The sequence below is a fragment of the Nocardia vulneris genome, assembly GCF_001613425.1.
Classification (GTDB): domain Bacteria; phylum Actinomycetota; class Actinomycetes; order Mycobacteriales; family Mycobacteriaceae; genus Nocardia; species Nocardia vulneris.
Window position 1 is genome coordinate 284,895 of record NZ_BDCI01000004.1, and the last position, 26,429, is coordinate 311,323.

The 26,429-nt window shown below is 68.6% G+C and carries 22 protein-coding genes; 3 read left to right on the forward strand and 19 right to left on the reverse strand.

What is annotated here, in order from left to right; all coding sequences use genetic code 11:
- Positions 1–44: 44 nt before the first annotated feature.
- The 12 genes from fni to NVU01S_RS07400 are packed head-to-tail and all read right to left on the reverse strand — an operon-like array spanning position 45 to position 13,705.
- Positions 45–1,124: a type 2 isopentenyl-diphosphate Delta-isomerase gene (gene fni / locus NVU01S_RS07345; RefSeq protein WP_043669880.1), complete on the reverse strand. Its 1,080-nt coding sequence runs from the start codon at positions 1,122–1,124 to the stop codon at positions 45–47.
- On the reverse strand, positions 1,121–2,212 hold the full coding sequence (locus NVU01S_RS07350; protein ID WP_043669883.1) for a phosphomevalonate kinase: 1,092 nt from the start codon (positions 2,210–2,212) through the stop codon (positions 1,121–1,123). The genes fni and NVU01S_RS07350 overlap by 4 nt, the downstream gene beginning before the upstream one ends.
- Entirely contained in the window at positions 2,209–3,216 is a 1,008-nt protein-coding gene (gene mvaD, locus NVU01S_RS07355; protein ID WP_156161561.1) for a diphosphomevalonate decarboxylase, read from the reverse strand. The genes NVU01S_RS07350 and mvaD overlap by 4 nt, the downstream gene beginning before the upstream one ends.
- The gene (gene mvk / locus NVU01S_RS07360; protein WP_052280548.1) at positions 3,213–4,196 is read right to left on the reverse strand and encodes a mevalonate kinase; all 984 of its coding nucleotides are present in this window, start codon (positions 4,194–4,196) and stop codon (positions 3,213–3,215) included. The genes mvaD and mvk overlap by 4 nt, the downstream gene beginning before the upstream one ends.
- A gap of 23 nt (positions 4,197–4,219) precedes the next feature.
- Complete coding sequence (locus NVU01S_RS07365) at positions 4,220–4,852, reverse strand: GNAT family N-acetyltransferase (protein WP_043669886.1); 633 nt, start codon at positions 4,850–4,852, stop codon at positions 4,220–4,222.
- Between the two features lie 24 nt (positions 4,853–4,876).
- Positions 4,877–6,160, reverse strand: a complete 1,284-nt coding sequence (purB, locus tag NVU01S_RS07370; protein ID WP_082032025.1) for an adenylosuccinate lyase — start codon at positions 6,158–6,160, stop codon at positions 4,877–4,879.
- Positions 6,157–8,355, reverse strand: coding sequence for a penicillin acylase family protein (locus NVU01S_RS07375; protein WP_063048080.1), 2,199 nt, complete (start codon positions 8,353–8,355; stop codon positions 6,157–6,159). Before NVU01S_RS07375 ends, purB begins: the two co-directional genes overlap by 4 nt.
- Positions 8,352–8,600: a phosphopantetheine-binding protein gene (locus tag NVU01S_RS07380; protein ID WP_043663554.1), complete on the reverse strand. Its 249-nt coding sequence runs from the start codon at positions 8,598–8,600 to the stop codon at positions 8,352–8,354. Before NVU01S_RS07380 ends, NVU01S_RS07375 begins: the two co-directional genes overlap by 4 nt.
- Positions 8,601–8,605: 5 nt before the next feature.
- A complete protein-coding gene (locus NVU01S_RS07385) occupies positions 8,606–10,273 on the reverse strand; it encodes a (2,3-dihydroxybenzoyl)adenylate synthase (protein WP_043663552.1) in 1,668 nt (555 codons plus the stop codon).
- A complete protein-coding gene (locus NVU01S_RS07390) occupies positions 10,270–11,454 on the reverse strand; it encodes a 3-deoxy-7-phosphoheptulonate synthase (RefSeq protein WP_063775903.1) in 1,185 nt (394 codons plus the stop codon). Before NVU01S_RS07390 ends, NVU01S_RS07385 begins: the two co-directional genes overlap by 4 nt.
- A complete protein-coding gene (locus tag NVU01S_RS07395; protein ID WP_043663550.1) occupies positions 11,451–13,376 on the reverse strand; it encodes a hypothetical protein in 1,926 nt (641 codons plus the stop codon). The genes NVU01S_RS07390 and NVU01S_RS07395 overlap by 4 nt, the downstream gene beginning before the upstream one ends.
- Positions 13,376–13,705 (reverse strand): 4Fe-4S dicluster domain-containing protein, encoded by a 330-nt coding sequence (locus tag NVU01S_RS07400; protein ID WP_041562481.1) that lies wholly within the window; start codon positions 13,703–13,705, stop codon positions 13,376–13,378. Before NVU01S_RS07400 ends, NVU01S_RS07395 begins: the two co-directional genes overlap by 1 nt.
- A 301-nt stretch (positions 13,706–14,006) precedes the next feature.
- Here NVU01S_RS07400 and NVU01S_RS07405 point away from each other — a divergent pair, with 301 nt between their 5' ends.
- The gene (locus tag NVU01S_RS07405) at positions 14,007–15,032 is read left to right on the forward strand and encodes a ketoacyl-ACP synthase III family protein (RefSeq protein ID WP_043663779.1); all 1,026 of its coding nucleotides are present in this window, start codon (positions 14,007–14,009) and stop codon (positions 15,030–15,032) included.
- A 166-nt stretch (positions 15,033–15,198) separates the two neighbouring features.
- Positions 15,199–15,942, forward strand: coding sequence for a siderophore-interacting protein (locus tag NVU01S_RS07410; protein WP_052280123.1), 744 nt, complete (start codon positions 15,199–15,201; stop codon positions 15,940–15,942).
- Positions 15,943–15,947: 5 nt separating this feature from the next.
- Here the strand turns inward: NVU01S_RS07410 and NVU01S_RS07415 are convergent, their stop codons facing one another.
- The 7 genes from NVU01S_RS07415 to NVU01S_RS07445 form a co-directional block, all read right to left on the reverse strand.
- Positions 15,948–17,036, reverse strand: a complete 1,089-nt coding sequence (locus NVU01S_RS07415) for a hypothetical protein (RefSeq protein ID WP_043663549.1) — start codon at positions 17,034–17,036, stop codon at positions 15,948–15,950.
- Positions 17,037–17,054: 18 nt separating this feature from the next.
- Positions 17,055–18,068 (reverse strand): polyprenyl synthetase family protein, encoded by a 1,014-nt coding sequence (locus NVU01S_RS07420; RefSeq protein WP_043663548.1) that lies wholly within the window; start codon positions 18,066–18,068, stop codon positions 17,055–17,057.
- A gap of 146 nt (positions 18,069–18,214) precedes the next feature.
- Complete coding sequence (locus NVU01S_RS07425) at positions 18,215–19,384, reverse strand: ParB/RepB/Spo0J family partition protein (RefSeq protein ID WP_244467083.1); 1,170 nt, start codon at positions 19,382–19,384, stop codon at positions 18,215–18,217.
- A gap of 464 nt (positions 19,385–19,848) precedes the next feature.
- Positions 19,849–21,963, reverse strand: a complete 2,115-nt coding sequence (locus tag NVU01S_RS07430) for a CocE/NonD family hydrolase (protein ID WP_082031799.1) — start codon at positions 21,961–21,963, stop codon at positions 19,849–19,851.
- Between the two features lie 415 nt (positions 21,964–22,378).
- Positions 22,379–22,783, reverse strand: coding sequence for a hypothetical protein (locus tag NVU01S_RS07435; protein ID WP_043663542.1), 405 nt, complete (start codon positions 22,781–22,783; stop codon positions 22,379–22,381).
- Between the two features lie 73 nt (positions 22,784–22,856).
- Entirely contained in the window at positions 22,857–23,294 is a 438-nt protein-coding gene (locus NVU01S_RS07440) for a hypothetical protein (protein WP_043663539.1), read from the reverse strand.
- Between the two features lie 256 nt (positions 23,295–23,550).
- The gene (locus tag NVU01S_RS07445) at positions 23,551–24,030 is read right to left on the reverse strand and encodes a MarR family winged helix-turn-helix transcriptional regulator (RefSeq protein WP_043663537.1); all 480 of its coding nucleotides are present in this window, start codon (positions 24,028–24,030) and stop codon (positions 23,551–23,553) included.
- Positions 24,031–24,180: 150 nt separating this feature from the next.
- Between NVU01S_RS07445 and NVU01S_RS07450 the strand changes: the two genes are divergently transcribed.
- Positions 24,181–26,418, forward strand: coding sequence for a hypothetical protein (locus NVU01S_RS07450; protein ID WP_043663534.1), 2,238 nt, complete (start codon positions 24,181–24,183; stop codon positions 26,416–26,418).
- Positions 26,419–26,429: the final 11 nt, after the last annotated feature.

The window sequence follows — 26,429 nt, forward strand, 5'->3', positions numbered from 1 at the left end:
CCCTGTTCCTCTCTTCGTGCGGCCACGCCGCTGATCGTCACCCGTCATGCCCGCCTCGGATGCCGGGCCGCGGACGGGTACCGGTTCGCCAGGTGGCCGACCGGAAGGCCTCGGACCGCGCAGAATTCGCGCAGCTCGCCGGAAATCACCAGCGCGCATTGCGTCAGTAAAGTGGGGGTGGCGGCGCCCAGCACAGTCATCACCGCGGTCAATTGATCCAGCCACAAACGGATTTCCTCGATCAGCCGGTCGACACCGTGCTCGACGAGGACGCCGAGGAAGCGTCCGGAAACGCCGACCGCCACCGCGCCCAACGCCAAGCCGCGCGCGACATCGAGGGGATGACGGACGCCACCGGAGGCGAGCAACGGCACCCCCACCGCCGCGGCGTCGAGCAGGCAGGCCGGTGCGGACTGTCCCCAGCCGGCGAAGAACGCGTACTCGCCCGCGGTGCGCCTGCTGTTCTCGATCGACGCGAAATCGGTGCCGCCACGACCCGCCACGTCGGCGGCGTAGACACCCAGATCACGCAGCAGCGCGACGGTTTCCCGGCTGAGCCCGCAGCCGACCTCCTTCACGATCACCGGCACGTCGACACCGCGCACGACCTGCTCGATCCGCGCGGCCCAGTAGGCGAACTCGCGGTCCCCTTCGGGCATCACGATTTCCTGCACGGTGTTCAGATGGATCTGCAACGCGTCCGCCTCGAGCAGGTCGATCGCGCGGCGCGCGTCGTCCACGGACACGGTCGCGTTGACGTTCGCCATCAGAAAGCCTTTCGGGTTCTCCTGGCGCACAACTCGATACGTGTCAGCGGTCGCCGGATCTTTGAGATAGGCGCTGAGCGAACCGGTCGCCATCGCAAGACCCGTCTCCCGCGCGGCGATGGCGAGATCCCGGTTGATCCGTCCCGTGGCGACGGACCCACCGGTCATCGCGTTGACATAGAGCGGTGCCTGCCACGTCCCGCCCGCGAAGCCCGTGCGGAGCTCGACGTCGGACCGATCGACGGCACCCAGCGCGTGGTGCACGAATCGGACATGGTCGAAGTCGTTCGTTCGCCTTGGCGACTGTTGCTGTGCGGCAGCCAATCTGACGTGGTCGTCCTTGCGGTTGCCGATCATCGCGCTGCTCCTGCCGAAGTGGAAATCGCGACGGGCAGGGGCCGGATGCCCTGTGCCTGCCATTGCTCGCTCAGTGCCGCCGCGGCGGTGCGCGCGTCGCCGTGGAGTAGCGCGATACCGCAGTCGCCGCCGCCCGCGCCGGACGGTTTCGCCGCGCCACCCGCGGCCTCGGCCGTCGCGCACAGCGCGGTCAGCCGCTCCGTGAAAATGCCGAGCCGAGCCGCGCTGTCGAAAGCGCGCAGGATTGCGTGAAACCGGCGCACGCCACGCAGCAGCCATGCCGAATCGCCTTCCCGCACTGCGGATTCGAGTGCCGCGACGCACGTGCCGCTTTCCCGCAGGAAGGTCCGGTAGGCCGCACTGGCTCGGACATCTCCGCCGTACACCTTGGCGAGTTGCGCGCCGGTCGAAGCGGGGGTACCGGTCCAGCCGACCAGGAGGTCGACATCGGGCGGCGCGCGCAACGGGCGGATCGACAGCCCGGGCCAGTCGGCGTGCATCGCGTGCCGGAGCCCGTGCCGGGCCGAAAGGATGTGTACCGCTTCGCGATCGGGCGCACGGTAAGCCAGCCAGCCACCCCAGGTGCTCACCGCGAGGTCCGCGCCGGACGGGCGCCGATCGAGCCGGACGGATGCGAGCAACGCGAGCCGGAACCGCTGCGCCGCGGTGAGTTCGATGCCGAGGAACTCCGACAACGCCGCGACCACCGCCGCGGTCACGGCGCCGCTGGAGCCGAGCCCGAACTTGGTGCCGTGCTCGTGCATGGTGCTGGCGATGGTCAGCTCGACGGCCACCGGAGCGCGACCGAGTTCGCCGGCGAACTGCTCGACCGTCTCGATCGCCGTGATCACGTGGCCGAGTTCCGCGGCGGAACTGTCGAGGGCGACCAATCGCCCGCCCACCCGCCGCAACCGTGCCGTCACCGAGAGATCGCTGCGGACAGTGACTTCCGCGGCCGGATCCGTGCCCGGCGCGACCGCGACCTCGACGTACCGGTCCACGGCGACCAGCACCGCGGACCGTCCCGGCTCCACGACCGCGAATTCTCCCGCCACGAACAGCTTTCCGGGCGCACGGTGGACGATCACGGCTGTCCTCCGGCGATCAGCCGCGCGCCCGGGCCGGGCCCGGCGACGGCAACGGTTCTGGTGCAACCGAGTTCGGTGAGGGCCCGCGCTACCTGGGCGGCGTCCGCGCGGGCGCAGAGCACTTTGACATTCGGCCCGGCGTCGATCGTGACGTGCGCGCAGACGCCGCGGCGGCGCAGCGTTTCGACGCGATCGATGACGGTCCACGACGCGGCGGTGAGATACCGCACCGCGGGCCGCGCACTCTGCATGACCGCGTGCATGCCCAGCGCGTTGCGTTCCGCGATCTCGCCGACCACCGGCAGATCGCCTGCCGCAATGGCTTCGCGCATCTCGACCAGGTCCGGTTTGCTCGCGTCGACCCACGCCGGATACAGCGGCGAGGTATCGACTGTCCGGCGCATCGCCTCCCGGCTCGAGATCACCTTCGGCCCCGTGTCGACCAGGGCCACGACCAGAGCCGGGTCGAGCGCACCGCCGTCGAGCGCCACGGCGTACGAGGACCGATCCCCGGCCGCGCCGTCGCCCTCCCCCGCATACCAGAGGGCGAAGCCGCCGAACAGCGACCGGCTGGCGGAACCGGACCCACGCCGGGCCAGCCGGGACACCGCGGTGGGGTCCGGGTCGAGGCCGAAGACCGCGGCACCGGCCAGGGCCAGCGCGGCGAATCCGGCAGCCGAAGAGGCCAATCCGGCACTGGTCGGCACGGTGTTGCGCGAATCGACGCGGAGGCGATCCGAACGGCCCGCCGCCGCGCGCAGGACATCGAGGAACCGCACGACCCGGGCCGCCGCCGCGCCGGCTGCCGGCTGCCCGTCGAGGTTTATGTCATCGCGGTCCGCCGTGGGCAGCACCCGCACCGTCGTGGTCGTGGGATAGATGTCCAAGGTCATCGAGAGGCTGTCGGTCGCGGGGAGCATCAACTCCTCGTCGCGCTTGCCCCAGTACTTGATCAACGCGATATTCGGGTGCGCGACGGCCGTGGCCGACACAGCGCGAGTCACGGTCGGCTCCCGTCGAATTCGGGCAGACTCAGCACTCGGCCGGGCGCTACCGTCCAGGTCGCCGTCGCACCGGCGCGCCGGAACGCCGTGGCGATCTCGCTCGCCTGCGGCAGATCTCGCGCCAGCGCGAGCACACATCCGCCCAGTCCGCCGCCGGTGAGTTTGGCGCCCGGGCTGCCCGCGGCCACCGCGCTGTCGACCAGAGCGTCCAACGCCGCACTGCTCAGCTCGACGTCGCGCAACAGCTCATGGTTGCGGGTGAAGGCCCGGCCCGCGGCGTCGAGATCGCCACGCGCGAGCTCGTCCGTGGCCGTGCGCACGATCCGGAGCGCCCGGTCCACGAACTCCGCCTGCCGGCCGGGGTGCTGCGCGAACCGGCGGCGTAGCTGCCCGACCGCGTCCTGGGTACTGGCCGCGATGCCGCTGTCGGCGATCACGACGAGCGCGTCGACGCCCCACGCGAGGTCGGTCGCGACCCCGTCGCGGAACAGGATCGGCCGGGTCGCCGCGACGGCGGCCGCGTCGACACCGCTCGACTTTCCGTGCACCGCTTGCTCGGACGCCTGGATCAGATAGTGGCAGACCTGCGGCTCGATATGGCGATCGAGCAGATCCGCCAGTGCCAGCACGACCGCCCGCGCGCCCGCCGCACTGGAGCCGAGTCCCCGTGCCTGCGGAATGCCGCAGTCCACCACGAGATTCACGCCACGGTGCCGGCTGCCGAGCGCCGCAAGCGTATTCGACACGAGCACCCGCATCGGCGCGTCGGCCCGGCGGCGCGGATCGACCGCGGGCAAGGCGCCGGGCCCGGCGAAGGTGACCCAGCATTCGTCGTCGGCCGCCGACAGCGAGGCGGTCACCTGCATGGTGAGCTGCTTGACCGGGATCGCGGCCGCCGCAACGCCGTACAGCACGGCGTGCTCACCGAAGAGAACGACTTTCGCATGGGCGAAGCCGATACCGATCGGATGTTCGTGCATCCTCCTGACCTTCCTGTAGACGCTCAGTGGTCCGGCGCGGTGTCGCCCAGCCGTCGGGTGAGCCGCTGCCGGACGGCGGGCCACTCGTCGTCGGTCACCGCGTACTGGACGGTGTCGCGCCAGCTGCCGTCGGGGCGGCGCTTGTGTTTGCGCAGTACGCCTTCGCGTTGCGCGCCGAGTCCTTCGATCGCGCGCTGGGCCCGCACATTGCGAATATCGGTGTGCCAGACGACGCGGACGGCACCGAGTTCGTCGAAGGCCCGCCGCAGCAGGAGCAGCTTCGACTCGACGTTGATGCCGGTCCCCCACCACGCCCGCCCCAGCCAGGTGAATCCGATTGCCACACTGCGGTTCACCGGGCTGATCTCGTAGTAGGAGGTGGTCCCCGCCACCGGCGCGGCGCGCCCGTCCCGGATATCGCGCTGGACCCAGCACACCCGGTTGCCCGCGGCGCAGCTGTCCAGGATCGCCCGCACCATCCGATCGGCCGCGTCGCGGTCCTGCGGCCGGGTGATCGAAAGATGCTCGAACACCTCGTCTTCGGCGATCGCCAGCAGGTCCGCGGCGTGCGGTAGGTCGATCGGCTCCAGTTGTACGAGTTCGCCGGTCAAGGTCGCGGGGGTCTGCCATGCGACGGCGGGCAGTGTGATCGTCATCGGTCCGGTACCTTCTTCCGTGGTTCAGGTGGTGAGGTCGAGGGCGCGCAGGCGCTGCAGGACGACCTCGTGATCGAGTGGAAACCGTTCGGGCTCCAGCACTTCGGCGGTGATACCGGCCTCGGCCAGTGCACTGCCGAAGTCCAGCTCGCCCCGTGCCACTCGGTCGGCCGCGGCTTGTACGGTCCGGTAAGCCTTTTCGCGGTCCATGCCGGCGCGCAGCAGGGCGGCCAGTACCGGCGAGCTGTAGATCAGCCCGCGGGTCGCAGCCAGCGCCGTGCGCATCCGATCCGGGCGCACCTCGAGGGTTTCGACCAGATCGGCGGCCAGCGCCGCCTGGTAGTGGCCGATGGTGAGAATCTCGGGCAGCAGGACCCGTTCGACGGCGGCGTGCGCCAGATCCCGTTCGTGCCACAGCGCGACGTTCTCCAGGAACGGCGTGACCTGACCGCGCAGCACCCGGGCCAGCCCGCACAGGCGCTCGCTGCCGGTGGGATTGCGCTTGTGCGGCATCGCGCTCGACCCCTGGTAGGCGCTGGTCCGGCGCTCCTCGACCTCGCGGATCTCGGTGCGCTGCAACAGCCGCAACTCGAGCGCCAGTTGCTCTACGCACGCCCCGAGCAGAGCCACCGCCTGTACGAGCTCGGCGTGCCGGTCCCGGGCCACGACCTGGCTGGGCGCCGGTTCGACACCCAGCGAAAGCCGTTCGCAGACAATTCGTTCCACGGCCGGATCGATCAACGAGTACGTGCCGACCGCGCCGGAGATGGTGCCGACCGCCACCGCCGCTCGTGCCGCGACCAGGCGCCGGACCGAACGGTCCACGGCGAAGACGAATCCGGCCAGCTTGTGCCCGAAAGTCGTCGGCTCGGCGTGGATGCCATGGGTACGGCCGACACAGGGCGTCTCCCACTGCGCTCGGGCGAGGTCTGCGAGGACACGACGTAGCCGACGCGCCTGATCGAGGATCAGGTCGGTGGCCTGGGCGAGCGTATGGCCCAGTGCGGTATCGACCAGGTCATAGCTGGTCATCCCCAGGTGCACCCAGCGCGCCGAATCCGCCGGGATCGGATCGCAGAACGCGGCGAGATAGGACAGCACCTCATGATCTCGTTCGGCGATCAGTGCGCGCACCCGGGCCGCCGCCGGGGCCGAGGCGCGGCGGATGTCCGCGACGGCGTCCGCCGGGACGCGCCCGATCGCCGATTGCGCCTCGGCGACCAGGATCTCGACCCGGGTCCAGGTGTCGTAGCGCGCCTGCTCGGTCCACAGGGCGGTCATCTCCGCGAGGGCGAAGTGGTGGCTCATGGCCGGCCCCCGGGCTCCAGCCGGATGCGATGCTCGGTCGCACGCTCCACGGCGGCGCGGGTATACAGCAGCGGCACGTAATCGCCTGTACGCCAGGCATTGTGCAGATCCCGATAGTGCGGGCTGCCCGGATCACCCGCCTGGCCCGGCGTGTTGACGCACCGGGAGTTGTCCCACCCGCCCACATCGATGAGCAGCCGGATCGACGCACCGATCTCCGTGCTGAAATCCGGCGGCACGTAGGCGGCCGCCGCCACGGTCGAATCGGAGCCGCCGACCGGCATCGGCTCGACGCCGAGCGCACAGTCCAGATGTTCGAACAGGTGCGGCTGTGGGCTTCGATGCAGCAGACCCCAGGCCCATGCGGCAGGGTCGGCGCCCAGCAGATCCACGACCTCGTCCCAGGCCTCACGCAACGTGACCGCGACGAGGCGGTCCCGCTCGGCAACGTCAGGCGGATCGAGTAGCCAGTCCAATACCGCCTGGGCATGCGGGCGCGCAATCGCCGGGACCGCCGCGGCGGGCACGCACGCGGCGACGAACGCCGGGCCGAGCTTGTTGCTCCACCACACCTCGTAGAGCGCGGCGGCGGCCGAGTCGGCCGATTCGACGGCGTCCCACCCGCGCAGCAGCCGCAGCGCGGCTTCGAGCACCCGGTCGGGCGCGAGGAAATCCGACTCGCGCAACAACGCGACGACCGCGCGGGCGGTGACCGACAGCAGATCGGTTTGCAGGCGCGCGCTGTCGTCGAGGGTATGGTCGCCGGGCGCCGAGAGCACCTCGACGATCCGGCGATACCGCGCATCGCTGGGCCACTCATAGGTGGGCAGCGGCAGTTCGTCGGGCACGTTGCACTGGTTCGCGGTCGCCACAAAGCCCTCCGGTGGATCCACGGCCGTCGCGAAATCCGCAGGGGCGAACCAGCCTTCGGCCACCGGGACCGCGGGCGCGCGCCGGGGCAGCAGGCCGGTGCCCGCCTCGCGCCGTGGGATCAGCCCCGCGGTGCGCCGCGCGATGGTTCCGCCCACGTCGGCGTAGACATGGGTCTCGCCGGGCAGCCGCCACGACTCGAGCGCCTTGTCGAACTCGGTCCAGCTGGTGGCCGTGAGGTAGGCCAGACTGCCGAAATACGGCGCGGTGCCCGGTTGGGTCCAGGTGGTGCGCAGCACGTAGCAGCGGCCGCGCCGCGGATCGATGTCCAGTACCGGCCCGTGCGCGGTGAACCGCAGCGGGACTCGGCGCGGCGGCTCGTCGCGGACCTCGATGGTCTCGAACACCGTGCTGATCGGCTCCTGATCGAGCGCGCAGACCAGCAGTTCCTCCGAGATCATCGGGCAGACCGTGAAACCGAACGCCGCGGTACCGTTGTGCCCGAGCGTGATTCCCGGCAGCTGTGGCTCACCCGCGCCGATCACGTCGAGGCCCGGCGCAGACAGGTGCGCCAGGTAGCGCAGGGCGGGGGTGGTGTAGCCCCGATGCGGATCGGCGGCCAGCACCGGGCGTCCCGTGCCGGTCCGGTTCGCCGCCACCGCCCAGCAGTTGCTGCCCGACGCGGTCCCCGGCAGCGGCCCGGGCCGGCCGGTGGCCAGCAGGTAGTCGCGCAGCACCGTCTCCGGAATATCGAGGACAGTATCGGCGGTGACCACCGGTCGGTGACCGCGCGCGAGCGGCTGGCGGACGAGATCGGCCTCGACGCCCGCGGCCGCGGTGACCAGTGCCCGGCGATGCTGCGTGAGCAGTCCGTAGGCGGGCGCATGCCCGCGTGGTCGCACCACGTCCGCGGCGGACCACCGCGCGGGCCGGTAGCTGGCCAGGCCGAATTCGGGCGGTAGCTGGTCGGGATGCGCGTCGAGCCAGTCGAGGTAGGCGTTGATGCCCGCGACGAATCGCTCGACCGTGCCACGGGTGCGCGGATCGTACGCCCGCCACTCGTCGTCCATCTCGCCGCGAAAAAGCAGCAGGCGGGCCGCGCGATCGTCGTCGACATAATCCGGGCCGAACACTTCGGCCAACTGGCCCAGGGCTTTTCGCCGCCAGAGATCGATCTGGAACAGGCGGTCCCGTGCGGCATTGAACCCCTGGGCGAAGAACACGTCGTCGACGGTGGCCGCGTAGATGTGCGGGATGCCCCAGCGATCGATGAGAATGTCCACGGCCGCGGCCAGGCCGGTGACCTCGAATACCGTGCCGCTCATCGAGATTCCTGTTCCGGCGCCAGATATCGCCGCCAGGCGATCAGCCGCCGGTCGGCCACCAGGTCCGCGTACGCGATCTTGATACCGGCGCGCCGCCACCGGTTGGCCAGGCGCATCATGCCGATCGAGGTGACACCGAGCGCGTGCAGATCGGCGTCGAGCGGCACCGCCTCGGGCGTCGTCCCGATCATGTCCGCGACGAGCGCCCGCACCTCGGCGAGGGTGGGCAGGTCCGGTGTGCTCACCCGACTCACCGCCCCACCGCGAGCACGGCCCGCACCAGGGCCGCCTTGTCGACTTTGCCGAGGCCGGTCAGCGGCAGTGCGGGCACGATCGCCAGCCGATCCGGCCATTTGTATTCAGCTACTCCGCTGCGTTGCAACAACTCTCGTAGGTCCGCGAGCGTGGGCGGCTCGGCGATCGGCTGCACGCACGCGCAGATCGCTTCGCCGAGATCGGCATCGGGCACCGGCACCACGACCGCCCGGCTGACCGCGGGATGCGCGAGCAGGTACCCCTCCAGTTCGGTGGCCGAGATCTTGTTGCCGCCGCGGATCACGATGTCCTTGCGGCGCCCCTCGAGCACGAGATTCCCCGCAGCACTCAGGCGCGCCAGATCGCCGGTCCGGAAGAAGCCGTCCGGCGTGAAGGCGTTCCGATTGTGTTCCGGCGCTTGGAAATAACCGCGCAACGTGTACGGGCCGCGGGCGAGCAGCTCGCCGATGTGCCCGAGCGGCACGTCGGCATCGGCGTCGTCGACGAGGCGGATCTCGTCACCGGGCGAGATCGGCCGGCCCTGCGTGCCGAGCACGGTCTCGACGGGATCGTCGAGCCGGGTCACACTGAGCAAGCCCTCGGCCATACCGAACACCTGCTGCAGCGCACACCCCAGGGTGGGCGAAACACGTTCGGCGACACTGCGTTGCAGCGGCGCGCCACCGATCTGCAGCAGGCGCAGCGTCGAGAGCCGCGGTGGTTCCAGCTCCGCGATCTCCAGCCACAGCTGCGCCATCGCGGGCACCAGCGAGGTGACGGTGACCTGCTCCCGGTCGATCGCGGCGAAGCAATCGTCCGGGTTCGGGTCGTCGACCAGCACCACGGTACCGCCCCGGCACAGCGTGCCCACCACACCCGGAGATCCCCAGGTGAAGTTGAATTCCACCGGCAGCGCCGCCAAATAGACGTCCCCCGCGGTCAGCTGCACCAGATCCGCGAGAACGCGGGTCTGATAGCAGTAGTCGTAGTGGGTGCGGCCGATCAGCTTGGGCATCGCCGTCGTCCCGCCGGACAACAGGAAGAAGGCCACCTCCGACGGGTGCGGCGGGGGAAAGGCGGCGGGCGCCGCGTCGACCTCGGCCAGCGCGACGAACCGATCCGACACCGCGGCCTCGACCCCGTCGGCTGCGTCGCCCGAGTCGCGTGCGTCGGCTGCGTCGGCTGCGACGAAAACCGTACGCAGGGTCGGACAGTTCTTCAGCGCGTCCACCGCGAGTTCCCGATGATCGAAGCCGCGGTAGCGCGCCGGCGTGACGAAACCGGTGGCGTCGACGCTGCGGCAGAGATGCCGGATCTCGTTGCCGCGGTGCGCCAGCAGCGCGAAGACCGGGATGGCGCCGCGCCGGATGAGGGCGAACACCGTGACCACGAACTCGGGATGATTGGGCAGCTGGACCACGACCCGGTCCCCCGCCTCGACACCGTGGGCCCGGAACCCGGCCGCCATCCGGTCGATGCGCCGATCGAGTTCCGCGTAGTCCAGCCGGACGCCCGTGCCGAAATGCACCAACGCCGTTGCGGTACCGAAGGTCTCGGCCCAGCATCGCGGTAGCTCGGCCAGGGTGTCGGTGCCCCAGTAGCCGAGTTGGCGGTACCGCGCGGCGAAATCCGATGGCCAGGGCGTGAATCCGTCGAGCGTCATGATGAACGCCTCTCCTCGGTGGTCAGCGCGCGAGCCGCCAGCTCCGCGGCGAAGTGGTCGATGATCGTGGTCGCCTGATCGGGATTCAGCCGTGGATCGCACGGCGGCGCGTCGCCCGGATCGGCGTCCGGTTGGTCGGTGCCGCATTCGCGGACCTGGTCCGGGGTGACCTCGAGATGCAGACCCGCGGGGTGGAGACCGGCCGCGGTCAGGATCGTCACGAACGCGGTGATCTCGGCGCGCATATCGCGCAGCAGCCGGGTCTTGCGTTCGCCCGCCCGAATGGTGTTGCCGTGCATCGGATCACACACCCACAGCGCGCCCGCGTCGAGGGCGGACACCGCACCGGCGAGGGCGCGCAGCCGGTCGGTGTGCCCGGCGCCCATCCGTGCGATCAGGCCGAGCCGGCCCGGCACCGGCGGGCAGTTCAGTGCGCGGACGATCTCGGTCAGCTCGTGCTCCTCGGTCGTCGGACCGAGTTTCACCGCCACGGGATTGGCGATCGACGCGGCCCAGTTGATATGCCAGTCCACCGCCCCGCGGGTACGGTCCCCGATCCACACCAGGTGCGCGCTCGCCGCGTACCGCACGCCGTGGTCGCGGGTCAGCGGCTCCTCGTAGTCGCGCAGCAACGCCTCGTGCGAGACGAACAGCGGGCGGCCCAGGTATTGATGCCTGCGCAGGTAGTCCAGGGTGCGATGCGAACGGCCGTAACTCTCCAGCAGCCGGGCCGGTTCCGGGGCGCGCTCGCCCGCGGAGCAGGCGGCACCGTTCACCGCGTCACCGCGGTAGGTCAGCACCCGGCTACCGTCGGGCAGCGTTTCATAGGGCTGGCTGCGCGGTTTCGCGTGCTGCCCGGCCATCCGCGCCAGCAGGACCACCTCGCGGCCGCTGCGCTCGGCGAGCCGATCGGCCAGTCGCCGGTACAGCAGCAACCTGCGATCGATATGGGTGGGGCTGGCCATGCTGAACAATTCGGCGCACTCACCAACGTGCAGCAGCAGCGCGGCGCCGCGTTCGACGCGAGCCAGCGCGGCGAGCAGCGACCGGATCTCCCACGGCCGCACCAGCTCCGGCAGCGCGGTCAACGTCTGACGGACCGGCCCGATGTCCGGGTGCGCGTCCCACGGTGGTTGCTGCGCCGCGGCGGGCACTGCTCGGGTTTGCGCTGACGATGTCATAGCCGATGTCCTTCGTGCAGAGTGACCGGCGCCCCGACCGGCTCGATATCCGGCTCGGGCGCCGAGCCCGCGATCGTGGCCCAGTGCCACGCGGTGTCGAATGCGGCGACCTCGAGCTGCCGCCCGTTCGCGACCAGCGCGGCGGCCTGTTCGGTCGCCCGCGCGATGAACGCCGAAACCCGCTGGGCGGCAAGGAGTTCCTGCTCGTCGAACGCGGGGCCCAGACAGCGCAGCAGCCGCAGGTCGACGAACCCGTGGAAGACCCGGTCCAGCACCCGCACCGGCTGCGGGCTACGGATGGTGAACCGGACATGGCCGGCGATGTGGCCGTGGTGGTGCAGATCCGAGAAGTGCGAGATATCCGGGATCCTCGGCGGGAAGAAGTGGTCGCGCGCCCGCACCACCGGCGTCCCGGGCAGGTTCCCCGCGAGGAAATGCCAGGAGTTGTACTGCATCCGCGCCGCCATCGACCACGCGATATCGGCCAGCCGCACCGGCGAACCGCCGAAATGCGCGCGGGCGGCCGGGTCCGGCACGACGCAGCAGAAGTAGTCGGCGATCTCCCAGCGCACGATCTCGGCCCAGTCCGCGCCGCGCAGCGCCGCGACCAGGCGCGGCAGTGACCGCAGCCCCCTGCTCATCGCGAAGTCGGCCCCGAACTCCCGTACGGCGGCCGAAACCGTCTCGTACACCAGCGATTCCAGTCCGGAACCGAACTCACCGTGCCGCGCGGCCAGCCAGTCCGGGTGGGCGGCCACCGCCGCACTCAGCTCGGCGAGCGAGCGTCCCGACACCGGCAGCAGTTCGGTCAGCCGCGCGCTGAGTCTGCGGTCGATCCCCTCGCACGGCTCGGCAACCGGCCCCGCGACCCGCTCGGTCTTGTGCACCAGCGCGCCGTGGATCTCGCGATACAGCTGCACGGCACTGGTCAATTCGGCCCGTCTGGCCCGCAGCGCGTCCGCCAGTCCCAGCAGCGCAGACACCGATTTCGATGCCGGCGCCGCGATGGCGGGACCCCGCCGGAGCAGGTTGTAGCGCAGCCGGATCTCGGCCAGCAGATCCGCGACATGGTCGATGCTCAGCTGCGTGCCGTTGGCCTCTTCGATCCGGGCCGGGCCCGCCGAACGGACCAGCAGCAGCAGGCAGACCACCAGCACGACCTGACTGTCGGACCACAGGTCGAGCGGGAGGCCGCGCAGACTGCTGAGCACGCAGTCGGGATGGCCGGGCCACAGCGACTTGCCGGTGAGATTGTTGGGCTCGCGGAAGTTGCTGTACCGGTGCGGTCCCTCGTACAGGATGAACGGCGCGGTACGCAGTGCCGCCTCGGTGAGTTCGTCGAGCGACTCGTCGCGGCCGCGACCGCCGAGACCGGTCAGCCACTGCCGGCAATCGCGGATGGAATCCCTTCGGCGAGTGTCGATTTCGGCGAGCACGCGCTGGTGGTGCGTGACCGCCGCGGCCGTCCACGGGATTCGGCGCACCCCGTCGATCAGGTCGTGCTCGCTGCTCAGTGGCGGATCGGAGGGTGTCCGGATCACGATCCGCGCATCGGTGGTCAGGCCGATCTCACCGAGGAACACCATCGCCCGGTCGTCGTCGGCGTCGCGGTCTCCGTCGGCAGCCGATCGCCATGACCTGCCGGACAGCGCCGCCACGGCGGCCTCCTCGACCGGGGCGAGCGCCCGGAGCCGGACCGCGGCGGGCACTCGGCCGCCGAGGGTCAGCAACAGTTCGAGCGCGGCGGCATGCTCGGTACTGCGCGTGCATTCCGCCCAGAGGCGAGCGAGCAGTCCGGGCAGTCCGCCGTCGTAGTCCGTGTACTCGGGGACAGGCGTCGAGCCGGCCGGTAGCCCGAGGCGGCTCGGCCGGCGGCTCAACCGCGCCTTGGCCATGGCCGCACGCCGCGGCGTGGTCACCATCAGTCCCCCCGGACGGTCGGATCGATCTGGCTCCAGAGCTCGTTGCCGGTCGCCGCCCAGTCCTCGTCGACATAGATGCAGTCCACCGGGCAGACCAGTACGCAGGCCGGGCAGCCCGAGCACAGCTCCGGCACGATGACGACGTCCAATCCGCGATTGAAAATCGCTCCGAACTCCTGCGGACAACTGCGCAGACAGGAATCACAGGTGATGCATTCGGACGCCTCGATGCGCCGCGGCGGCTTGCGCCAGGAATTGTTTCTCGATCGCGTAGAAACTCGATCGACTCGGGTCGATCCAGTATTGTTTCCATTGGTTTGCAAATTCATAGCAACCTACACAGATTGATTTCGCGTCTGATTGTTTCTCACGTATGCGTCCGGTCGCATGATCGACGACCGGCCGTGCACACCGCACTGAACTTCAGACCCCCTCGGCGACAACGAGTTTAGATGATGAGACAGAGTGTGTCGAGGTGTACGCTTCCGCTCAGTGGATACAGTAGGTCCGCTCTGGACACTCTGTCGACCACTCGGTGAAAGACCTTCGGCATTTCTTGTAAACGGTCTTTTCTCGTTCGAAAATGCCCAAACTTTTCGGGGCAGCACCAACCCTTTGGAGGACATTCCGATGAAAACCAGCAGTATCTTTATCGCCGGGATCGGGACGGCCCCTGTCCCGCGGCTCGAGACCGCCGACGCCGTTGCCCGCGGCTGGTACGACGCCGACGAACGCGCCCGCAGCGAGCTGGTGTCGATCACCACCGCGGGCGCCACCCCGGCTCCTGACCTGGCCGTCACCGCGGCCCAGGTCGCGATCGCGACCTCGGGGCAGCAGCCCGCGGATTTCGGCGTCGTGTTCCACACCAACGTGCACCCGCAGGGGCCGGAGGGATGGTCGGCGCAGCACTACATCAACCGCCGCACCATCAACCAGCCGGTGCCCTCGATGGAGATCCGCAACGGTTGCATCGGCTTCCTGTCCACGCTGCAGCTGGCGGCCATGTATCTGACCACTGCCTCCGATCGCCCGGCCGCCCTGCTGACCTGCGCGGACAATTTCGGCACACCCACTGTCGACCGATGGAACGCGTCCAAGCTGTTCGTGCTCGCGGACGGCGGCGGCGCCGTCGTACTGTCGCGCACCGGCGGATTCGCCAGGGTGCTCGCGCTCGGTTCGGTATCGGCGCCGGAACTGGAGGAGCGCCACCGCTCCGGCGAAACGATGTTCCCGCCGAGTCTCACCGTCGGCGGCGCGTTGAACTTCGAGGAGCGCACCAGCCACTTCCAGCGCCGGATGAACGAGGGCGTACTGCGTCCGGAGAGCGATTTCGGGTCGGTCGTGATCGAAGTGGTGGAGCGCACCCTGAAGGAGGCCGACACCTCGATGGACGAGATCGCCCGGGTGGTGCACGACGGGTTCACCTTCTGGGCGCTGCAGGACCTGTTCCTCGACCCCATCGGGGTCCCGGTCGAGCGCGGCATCTGGGATTACACCCGCACCGTCGGGCACGCGGGGCCGGCCGATCAGATCCGTGGGCTCGAGTACCTGCTGCGCACCGGCCAGGTCGGCCCCGGCGATCGCGTGCTGCTGTTCACCGGCGGGCCGGGCATGGAGGCCGCGGCCGCCGTGGTCGAGATCGACGCGCGACCATAGCAGTATCAGCACTGGTCAAGAAGCCGAGGGCGCCCGATGGGGAGCCCTCGGCTTCCTTTTGGGCATGAGTCACTACGCCCACCTATGAGACACTTTGTATTGACAGATGCAAACCGTTCTGATGGAGTCCCCCACTATGCCTGAACTGTCAGATGACCAGTCGCTCATGTCGCGGTTCGTCGGTGCGGTGCCGACGGTCGCCAAACACTCGTCCCGGGACCTGCACGGCGCGCTGCTGAAGGCGGTGGGCGTCGCCGATTTCGAGCTGACGGTGACCGGCCGCCGTGAGATCTCGCCGCACTATCTGCGGCTCGGCTTCCACGGCGGCGGCCTGCTCAGCGGGCGATCGATCCACCCGACGATGTGGGTCCGCATGTGGTTTCCGGACGAAAGCCGCTTGCACATGCGCGCATTCACCCTCGTCGAGCCTGATGCCAGGGGTGACCGCTTCGATATCGAGTTCGCGCTGCACGAGGGGCGGGCGAGCAATTGGGCCCGCAACGCCCGCGTCGGCGACACGATCATGGCCACCATTCGTGGCTCGCGATTCGCGATACCGCAGCCGCCGCCCGCCGGGTACCTCGTCGTGGGCGATACCGCCTCGTTGCCCGCGATCAACTCCTTGCTCGCCGCGATCGGCGACGCACCGGCCACGGTGTGGCTGGAATGGCAGCACGAGGACGATCGCGACCTGCCGGTCGCGGCGACCGCACGCACCGAGGTCACCTGGGTGCCGCGCGAGCACGGCGGCGCGGCACTGGTGCACCAGGTCCGCGCCGCCGCCTTTGCCGCTCCCGACCATTTCGGCTGGGTCGCCTGCGACCGCTGGACGACCCGCAAGGTGGCGAGCGTGCTGCGCAACGACTTCCACCTCGCCCGGAACTCGCTGGCGGCCCGCGGCTACTGGTGAATCCGCTAGTTGCGCTGCCGTTCCCAACCGAGGTTGCGCAGATGCTGGATGGTCGCGACCGACCCGGGCACGTCGCTGTGGCCGTCGGCCATCGTCGTCAAGGCCATGGTGAAGTCGGTAGGGCCGAAGCGCAGCGGGTGCACGTGCTGTTCGGTGACGGTGAACGTCCGGGCGAGGTGGACATCGCCGCTGGTGCACGACGAACGGATGGTCCGCGGATAGTCCAGGGGCGCAACGGGGGCGCCGCGGTCCATGCCGAATTCGGTGGTCCAATCGGCCAATTCGACATGATCCGGTTCGCACATCGTCACCGAGCCGTCGACGCCGGTATGTGCGAGGACGCCACGCACGTCACCGTTCTTCTGCGGGAAGGCGAAGAGTTGATCGGCCGATCCGTCAGGGTTGCTCGCCTGCGCGTATTCGTACCCCTTGTGGCCGGCCACCAGGTCGAAGTAGCCCGCCATCCGCTCCTGCTCGCCCGCCCACTCCTGCACCACCGTCGGCTCGGCCTGCCCGGGGAATCTGATCCATCCGTCGACCTTCGCCGCGCCCAGCGTCGAAGCCCAGAACACCTTCTGCCCGTCCCAATCGACGTCGGTCATGGCCGCGCCGGGCTTGGTGTCGTAGAACCACAGGTCCGCGACCGCACCCGGCACACCGATCTGGGTCATCGGGTCGTTCAGGACCAGATGCCACGCCTCGCGTTCCGGCGCGAAACTCCAACTGAATCGACTGTTGCGCACCGTGATCGGATCGGCGGTGATGACGTAGGGATCGAGCGCGTAGTCGAGCGCATTGTAATAACTGCCGTCCGGTGCGGTGATGATGCTGATCAATTGTGGTGCGGGAAAGTTGTGCAGCGCGAAGGTGATCAGCAATTTCTCTTTTCCGGCCGGATTCTGCACGGCGAGCCAGTTATAGCTCATCGGATACCAGGTATCGATCATGTCCGCGGGCGTCGCGATACGCAGCGGGGTCGGTGGCGTGGTGCCACGCAGTGCTCCCGCGGGCGCCGACATCGACAGCAGCAGCGCGGCGGCAAAGGGCAGGCACAGAGCCACACGGGCCAGCGAATACTTCTTACGCGATTTCATTTCTACCTTTCGGATGGATCAGAGATCTCGATGGGTGACCAGGTGCGCGATATCGATGAGCCGCTCGGCGTGATCGGCGGAAACCGCGGCCTCGGTGAGATAACCGAGCGCGGCGGCGATCTCTTCTTCGGCACGTGCTTCCGCCCAGGCCCGCCCGCCCGCCGCCACGATGAGATCGGCGGTATTCCGCAATTCCTCGTCGGTGAGCCGGCGCTCGCTCCGGTAGATCACGGCCAACTTCGCGCCCGCCGCCGTCGCCGAGTTCAGCGCGGCGGTCACCGGCAGCGATTTCTTTCTGGCCGCGATATCCGCGCAGACCGGCTTTCCGGTCGATTCGTACCTGCCCCAGATGCCCAGCATGTCGTCGACCAACTGGAAGGCCATACCCATATGGTCACCGAAATTGCGCAGGGATTTGATCTGCTCCTCGGTCCCGCCGCCGTACAACGCGCCGAGTTCGCAGGCGCAACCGAACAGCGCACTGGTCTTGCCGTGCACCATGGCCGTCACCTCGTCCAGGCTCACCACGCTGCGGGCCTCGAGACTCAGATCGGCAAACTGGCCCTCGTGCACTGCCAGCACCGCGCCGGCCAGCACCGCCGTGCCCCGGACGGCTTCCGCGCGCGGCTCCGCCGCCAGCATGTTCAGCGCCTGAGCCAGCAGCGCGTCGCCGGCGAGTACCGCGGGCCACCGGCCGAAGACCTGCCACGCCGTAGCCCGATGCCTGCGGGTGAGGTCGCCGTCCATCACGTCGTCGTGCATCAGGGTGTAGTTGTGCACGAGTTCTAGCGCGGCGGCGGGCACCAGCGCCGCCGCCGCGGCACCCCCGACGACCTGGGCAGCGAGTAGCACGAGCGCGGGCCGGATGGCCTTGCCACCGTTGCCGGCCGTGGCCACGCCGTGCTCGTCCGACCAGCCGAGGTGATAACTCGCGATGCGCTGCATCGATTCGGGCAGTTGATGCACGGCCGCGCGCATGGTCGGCTCGACTTCCGCGCGCGACCGACCCAGATATTTCCGGATATTCCGCATGCGTCGTTCTTCGTTGGCTGAATACACCGAACCCCTCCTGAGAACAGCACTCGATGCGACTACGCGGCCGAATCAACCGAAGGATTCGTAGTCGGTTCCGAAATAATTGTCTGTATCGAGTGACTGTTCGAATATTAGCAAAAACTTCAGGAAATACGGTCGAGGTCGGCCTTTCGCGCCAATCGCTCGGCGAGATTCTGCCATTCCACGGCGTGCCGCCGAGCCAATTCCGCCACCGTCGGCGCGCAATGCATCGGAATACTGTCGACTATCATTTGCCACGCCGCCGGTTCCACGGGCAGCGCCTCCAGCATCCGCAGCAGCTTTCGACCGTACTCGGTGAAGCGCAACGACGGATCCGCCCGCAGGCGCCGCACAATCGCGCCGGTATCTCGCGATCCGCGCCGGCCACCGGCTTGCCGATCCGCCGAGGGCGTGGCGCCCGGTTCGCCGCCCGCACCGGTGTCGACGGCCGATTCGTCCCGGCCCGCGACGGCGGCCCGGCTTTCCCGGGCGTCCCGGCGAGCTTTCTTGGCGGTGGTGAGCGAAACGCCCGTCGCCAATGCCACCTCTTTTGCCGACGCGCCGGGTTTGTCGGCCAAGAACTCCAACGCGCGCCGCCGCCGCTCCCCGGCCTCGACCGGATACATCACGCCATCGCGTCCCATTCGAGCGTCGGGCTGCTGCGGATATTCCGCATCTGCCCCTCGGCGAATAGCACCGACTGTTTTGTCGGATAATCCCACGACATCGGCCACCCGCCGGTTCGACCATTCCGGGTAGTCGCCGAGTATGCGTGTAGCCGCGGCCTTTCGGTCGGCCAGGGATAATGGCAGACCGTGCGCGCTGTTCATACGCACGGCGATCACGAATGCTTCCCGCACGTCACCGTCGAAATACACTGCATTGATGACCTCGGCCCCGCTGCGCTGCGCCGCGCGCAAGCGGTGCGCGCCATCGACCACCGTCATCGTCTGCCGGTGCACGACAATGGGCGGTAATGCGGTGATCACTTCCGCCAGCGCGCGCACGTGCGTGAAATCCTCACCGCCGATCCGTGGTGAATCGAGCACGCTGAGCTCATCGATGGGAATTTGTTCGATTTCCGAATCCCCCGAGTCCGACCCGAATTCGAGTACGTCATGACCCGCAGCATCCGCTTCCGGTCGGACCGCAGCAATCTGGTCCATAACTATCCCTCCTGGCATCCCCGCTGCCGCATTGCGCGCACGGCAGCCGGGTTTTCGCTCCAAGGCCTGCATTACCCGAGCACCCAGGGTGATATATGATATTGCTTCCGACGAGGTCGGCAGCATTTGTTGTAAAGTACGGCACCACCGCGTCGGCGTCCCCACCGCCGACGAAAATGACCAACTGGTCGGTACCGGTGCCGAGATTACTGTTACCACAGATTTCGGTCACGAAATCGAGTTCACCCCCCGGGTACATCACACACGTCAGGTCACCAGACGCTACTTCGGCATCGGAATAACCCCGGACGCAAGTCAAGCTCATCGTGTGTGAATTGGCAAGACTGTTCGTCGCTATTCCGCACACGGAGATTGCATACCCCCGTGCATGATTTTCGACTCAGACAGTTCTTCTGATCTTACGTACCGTTACGGCACCGAAACCAATCCTCGCGGGGACCGCTGCCGATCGAAATGATCGCCGACAATCGCGGGTCGGCCCACCCCTTGACCCCACGTATCGGCAATCTATCCGAGCTCGGCACCGCCGAACAGCCCCCAAAACAGAGGCCCCGGGCACTCTCGACCGATCAGCGCCAACCGCTGTCCGCAGCACGCCCTAGGGGCAGAACGACTTTCGACGGGTACCGAGCCGAGTGTTCGAGGGTCACGGCGGAACCGAGCAATCCGGGCAGGTCGAGCGGGTGCGGCATCGAAGCCGGGAAGTTGCCGCTGGCTATCCGGATGCGCAGACGGTGGCCGGCGTCGATCTTCTGGGCGGTCGGGAAGACCCGGACCTGGAATTCGGTGACCTGGCCGGGGACGAGGGGTTGCCGGGACGTCGAGGTGTTCTGGTGGACGGCGGCATAGACAGTGCCGTCGCTGGTTCGCCACGACCGGTCCTCGTCGAGTGCGCGGCGCTGGGCCGTGAGCGACCCCTCGGTGAGCTGGCGGACCGTACCGTCGGGGGCGACGTCTTCGACGGCCACATCGAAGGCGGCATCGGTCGTGGTCGAGGCCGCGAACAGATCGGCGACGATCGGCCCCGCCAGTGTCATCGCTTCGTCGAATGGCGCTGTGGTGTAGGTCAATCCGTGTTGCGGACCGACCGCGGTCTGACTGCACGGCTCGTGCAGGTTACCCAGTGAGAGCAGGTTGACCACGAACTCGAGGATGCCGCCGGTCGCTTTGCTGGTTCCCCGATTGCACGGGTTGTTCACCAGCGAGTAGTCCCAGCGATCCGAAATCTGCTCGCCGGCCGGCGCAGTCGTGGACAGCTGATTGCCGTCGAGGTAGTAGCTCGTCGGCGTGGTTTCGGCGAACGGATAGGCGGCGACGCTCATCGCGTTGCCGTTGGCGTCGATCACATTGAGCGGCTTGTTGTTTCGATCGATGCCGTTGTCGATGCCCTTGAGCCAGTGGTCGAACCACGCCGCCGTGTGCTCTTCGGTCCTGATCCGTCCGGTCGGCGCGAACCCGGTGGTGACGTGCGGCCACGGACCTTGCAGGATCTGGTAGCGCGGGTCCGGCCGCTGCGCCGGGTCCATCGGGCCGTAGGGATCGCGGCCGGCCGCCGCGTTCTGTAGCGCCGCATACAGTTTGAACGTGGCGCCCTGGAAGATGTCGGTATCACCGCCGACGGCGTAGACCGCGACATCGTTGCGGACGATCTCGGCGATATCGTCGGACAGCAGCCGCGCGCCGACGACCGGATCGTCGGCGTTGATGCCCTGGGTCAGCAGGCGCGCCGCCAGACCGATGACGCCTTGGCCGTCGTCGCCGATGAGCCCCTTCAGGCGATCGACGACGAGCCCGATCGCGCGCAGCGGTTCGACCAGCGCCGCCTCCCACAGGTTGGCGTACTGCAGCCACAACCCGGGCCAGACGATGACGAACGCGGAGATCAGCGGCGCCCACTGACCGTCGCCGAGCACGTCCTGCAGCAGGTCGTAATCGGTGTTCATCGTGAAAATCGCCTTCAGCGGCGAGTTCTCACCGATTTTCGTGGCACCGTGCATGGCTTCGACGCCGGGGAACGAGTAGCCGAACATGCCCACCTTGCCAGTGGCGTTGGGCAGCCGGGAACTCCAGTCGACGAGTTCCTGCACGTCCTGGGCGTTGCGATCACTCACCGGCGACCATTGACCGCTGGACGCACCGGTGCCCCGCACGTCGGCGATGACGTTGATGTACCCGCGGTTCACCAGATCGACCGGCGCGCTGACCTCCTGCAGCACCGAGTTGATCACCCCGCCGAGGTCGCCGGGCACCGGCAGGTCGTACTCCTCGAAGAGGCCGCCGAACAACGACACCAGCAGACCGTTGTAGGACCCGTACGGCGTCATCGAAAGCACCACGGGGAAGGGCCCTTTCGCGGGCTCGTGGGTCACCGGGTCCAGCGGATAGCGGATCGAGGCATGCAACTCGACGCCGTCGCTCATGCGCACGTTCTGCACGATGTCGTAGCCGGTCTGGTACGGGCTCGGGCTCGGCGAGTAACCGGGCGGCAATCCGAACCCCGGCGGCGCGGGTTGCGCGAGCCCGACGGTCGGCGCGGCCGACATCGGCGCCGCGGGCAGCACGGCGACCGCGATGATCCCCGCCACCACCGCGGCCGACAGCGACATCCGCCGGCGGCCCGGCCGATCGGCCCGGCTCCGTCGATGCCAGCCGGTGCCACGCTGCACCGGGCGCGTCTTCGTCATTCAGCAAACTTCCCACAGCGGTCCGCGCCGGAACCATTGGAAAACGCATAGGGTCCGCTCGCCCAGTTTATGCAACTGCATAATCCCGGCGTCTCACCTTCGGCAGGTCGACCGAACCGCCCGAGGACGCGCTCACTCGCCCGCTTCGCCGGACCGAGGCGTCGCCTTCAGCGAACGACAAGCAATCATCAGATCGCGGCTGGCCGCTTACTTCGCGAGCTGATCACCCGGCGCATCGGCGACCGGAACGACACCGGCCCGATCCCGGTCGGACGCAGGACGTAGACGCCGTGGCCGCCGAACTCGCCGCGAGGGTGCGGGCGGGCCGGTGTGGTGCCGGTCCCGCGCTCGCACCCCCTGCGGCGCTGATCCGGTTCGGTGCGCTCACCCGTCAGAGCCGGGTGTAGCGCTCGGTTTACTCCGGCGGCGACGGTTGCCGGATACCGGCGGGCAGCGAGCCACCGGCAACGTCGGCGGCGATGCCGAGGGTTTCCTCGTACTCGCGAACTTCGAGATCCGCACCGTCGGAGGCGGATTCGGCGTCTTCGACCGGCTGTGCCGGATCCGGCGCGACATCGGGCTGTTCCTCGGCCAGCCGTTCTCCCAATGGTCGCGGGTGGCTCTCCTCCCAGGGCGTCATCCCGTACTTGGTCGCACCGGACCAGTGCTCAGGCGGATCCATCCCCGCCTCCTGCGGATCCAGCCGCAATCGATCCTCGTCGAGATCCTCGGCACTGTTGAGCGCTGCCGGGTCGGTCTCGACCGCGTCCGGATCGCCGGTGTCCTGCGGAGGGTCGTAGGTGTTGCCCGATTCGGTCATTGCTGCCTCCTTCCGCTACGCGACTTCCCACACTGCCGTGGGTAAAACGTGCGTAGCCGGAGGCGTCAGCGGATCACGGCAGGACGACGCACGCGGGTCCGACGCTGATACCGGTCCCGATCGGGAACGGATTGTCGTGGGAGTACGCGTCGTAGTCCTCCTCCGACCGGTACTCGACCACCCAGATGTGATGCTGACCCCGCTGCGGCGGAATCCACGTGGTGCGTGCGACGCCGGAAGCGTCCGCGACCACGACGGCCGGCTGGAACGCTCCCCTGACCATGCGACCGTCGGCCTCGTCGAGGAAGACCACTTCCTGGCCCGGGTCCGTCTTCGCGATGACCGAGTAGGAGCAACCGGCGCCCAGGGCGGGCTCGGAGCTACCGAAACTCTGTCCGCGTTCGACCCCGACATAGGTGACGGTGGCGCCCGCCTGCGGTGCGCCCAGTGCAATACCGGTGGCCAGCGCGCCGATCATCGCCGCGACGGCGACCGGTCTGTTCTTGAACACGATGAAATCCCCTCTACAACAATGAATTTCCCGGAATATTTCGGGAACACTGCGAACTGTCCCGCACCCCATCCAGGCGTTCAATACCCCTGTTTCGGGGGCACCACGGACCTGCTGCGCGGCCCGCCAACCCTGCCCGAAATCTCCACGAATTCAACACAATTGGCGCGACCGCAGCGGCTAGCGTGACGTTCCGTGCCCGATCCGGCGAGCCGCGCAGGCGAACGAACAGTGCTGCCCCGCAACCCCTATCGGTTCACAGCTGATAGCTCTCGATGTCGGCGATGCCGTGGGTGGCGCCGCCGGCCGCGGCGAAGGCGGTGAGGGCGTGCACCAGCCCGTGCCGGTCGGCTTCGGGCAATTCGGCGACCACGACGGCGATTTCCGCGCGGCGGCGTTCGGTGACGGCGGCGACGATCTCGTGGCCGCGAGCGGTCAACTCGACGATCAGCTCCCGACGGGAATGCGGGTTGGGCTTGCGATCGATCAGCTCCGCGGCGACGAGGCGATCGACCATGCGCGTCGCGGTGGACGGTCGCACCCCGAGAATGCTTGCGAGCGCCGCCACATTGGAGGGCCCGCGCGCGGAAAGGATGACCAGCGTCCGGAATTGCGGGATGGTGATCGTGTCGTCGACGGAGGCGATCGACCGGGCAGACAGCGCGACGAGCACTCGCGACGCCGTCAGCAGCGCCTCGGTGATCTCATCGACCGATTCCTCGGTTCGGCGGCTCATCGGTTCCCTTTGATCGCAGTAAGAGTCGATTCTCCCATCCGGCGGCCGGTGCGCGACGAATGAGAGGTACATCCCGAGTCGGCGCGGCAGAAATATTGCACATGGCAACTGTTGCACACTGCCCCTATCCGGTAAGGTCTCGAAGTCGTGATGTCAGAGGCGGCGGTCGAATCGCGGGCGAACGTTCGCACCTGGGCAGCGGTGACCACGCTCGGCGTGGCGCTGGGCTACGCGGCTGTGCTGCTGGGCAATCCGCGGCACTTCTACACCGACGACACCGAGGCCCAGTACGCGCCCATGTGGGTCATGATGGGCCGCTACCTGCGGGAGGGCCGGTTCCCGGCGCTGGTGCCGTGGGAGTGGATGTCGGGCAACTACTCGCTGGAGGAAGCGGGGATCTACAACCCGCCCCAACTCCTGGTCGACGTGCTCGCGCCCTCGTTCGACAATCTCGCCGTCTATGCCACCGCGGTGAAACTGGTCTTCTCGATCATCGCCGCGCTCGGTGTCTTCCGGATCTGCCTCGCCTACGGTTCCCGGCCGCAGTGGGCGGCGGTGGCGGGTGTGGCCTTTCCGCTGAGCGGCTGGTTCCTGTTCTTCGACGAATCCAGTTGGGCCACTTCGCTCACCGGCACGGCCTGGATGGTGCACGCCTGGGCGTCCGCGGTGCGCTACGCGCGTGGGCGTAGCGGGCCGATACCGACCGTTGTCTTTCTGTACCTGGCGATTTCGGTGCAGTACGTTTTCCCCGCGGTGGAAGCCGCCCTGATGATCGTCGCGGTGGCGGCGGGCGAGGTGCTCTACCAACGACGATGGGCCCCGGCGACAAGGTTGCTGCTCGCGGCGGGCTGCGCGGGACTGGCCGGACTCGCGACCTATCTGCCGAGCGTGCTCGCCTCGCCGATCACCTGGCGCGGCGACGAACGCATCCTCAACGATCCGTTCCTCACGGTGCCGTGGTCGGAATCGCTCAATGCCAGTCTGCCGAGCACGGTTCCGGCGTTCACCGGCTGGTGGGGTTACGTCCAACCGCTGCCGATGGTCTACATCGCGTGGTTCCTCATTCCCGCCCTGGCGTTCATCGACTGGCGCGCGGCGCGGGCCGCCGCGCGCGAGCTGAGCGGGGCGGCGCTCTTCGCGACCGCCGTGCTGATGTGGTGCGCGGGGCCCGGGCAGATCGGCCCGCTGCGCTGGCCCGCGCGGGTGCTGCCGATGGTGGCGATCGCGCTGCTGGTGCTGGTGTGCGTATTGCTCAGCCGCTACGGCACGTTCGAGCAGTGGCGGCGCCGCGGGGTCGCCGCCGCGGTGCTGATCGGACTGCTGTTCGTGCGGTCGTTCGCCGCGGGGCCACACCAGGTCGTGTGGCATCTCGTCGCGGCCGTGGCCGTCGCCGCGCTGGGGGCGGCGACGGTCTGGCTGATCCGCACCAGGGGTGTGGCGATGGCCTGTGTGCTGGCCATCGTCGCGATGTTCCCGATCGCCTACTGGCAGGTGAGCGGCGCACCGCCGACCCCGTTGTCGTACGGATTTCCCGAACGGCGCTCGGCCATGAAGGCGGCGTTCCCCCGATTCGACGGGGTCACACTGCAACTCGCCGACCGCGGACTGCTCCGGCCCGAGGACAAGTCGCTCGCCGGGGCCTACAGCTCACTGGCTTTCGGCAACTACGCCAAGAACATGAACCTGGATTACGTCAACGCCTACACCCCGATCGGGCACGCGGCGTTCAGCGCGCTGCTGTGCATGGGCTGGGACGGGAGCACCTGTCCGGACGCGTACCGGCGCGCGTTCGCGGTCGAACCAGGCACGGGCAGAACGATTGTCGATCTGATGAAGGTCGATCGTGTGGTCCTGCAACGCGCGCAGTATCCGGAGATCGGCCGCACTCCTGCGCCGCCCGGCTGGCAGTGGGTCGACTATCCGGGGCACGAACGCTACATCTGGGTGCTCGAACGCACCGACGGACTGCTCTCCACCCGCAACGGCTTGATCGCCGATGCGCAGGGCGCCACCGCGATCTCGACCGAACGCACCAGCGTCACCAGTCGTATTCGCGTCTCCTCGGTGCACGGCGGACGGGTCGTCTTCGCCCGGCTGGCTTGGCCCGGCTACCAGGCGACGCTCGGCGGGCGTGAGCTAGCCGTCGACAAGCTCGCGGGAACCTTTGTGTCGGTGAATATTCCGGCGGGTACCGAGAACGCCGAACTGATCCTCACCTGGCGGCCTTCGGCCTGGCAGGCCGGTCTCGCCGCCGCACTGGCGGGCCTCGCCGGAATGTGCTGGCTGCATTGGGCCTACCGGCGCCGGCGACGGCTCGACATCGGTGCCGCGCCACCGGCGCATCGGACACCCGACGAGCCCGACCGCGAACTGACCGCGGTGTCGTGACCAGCCCGGAG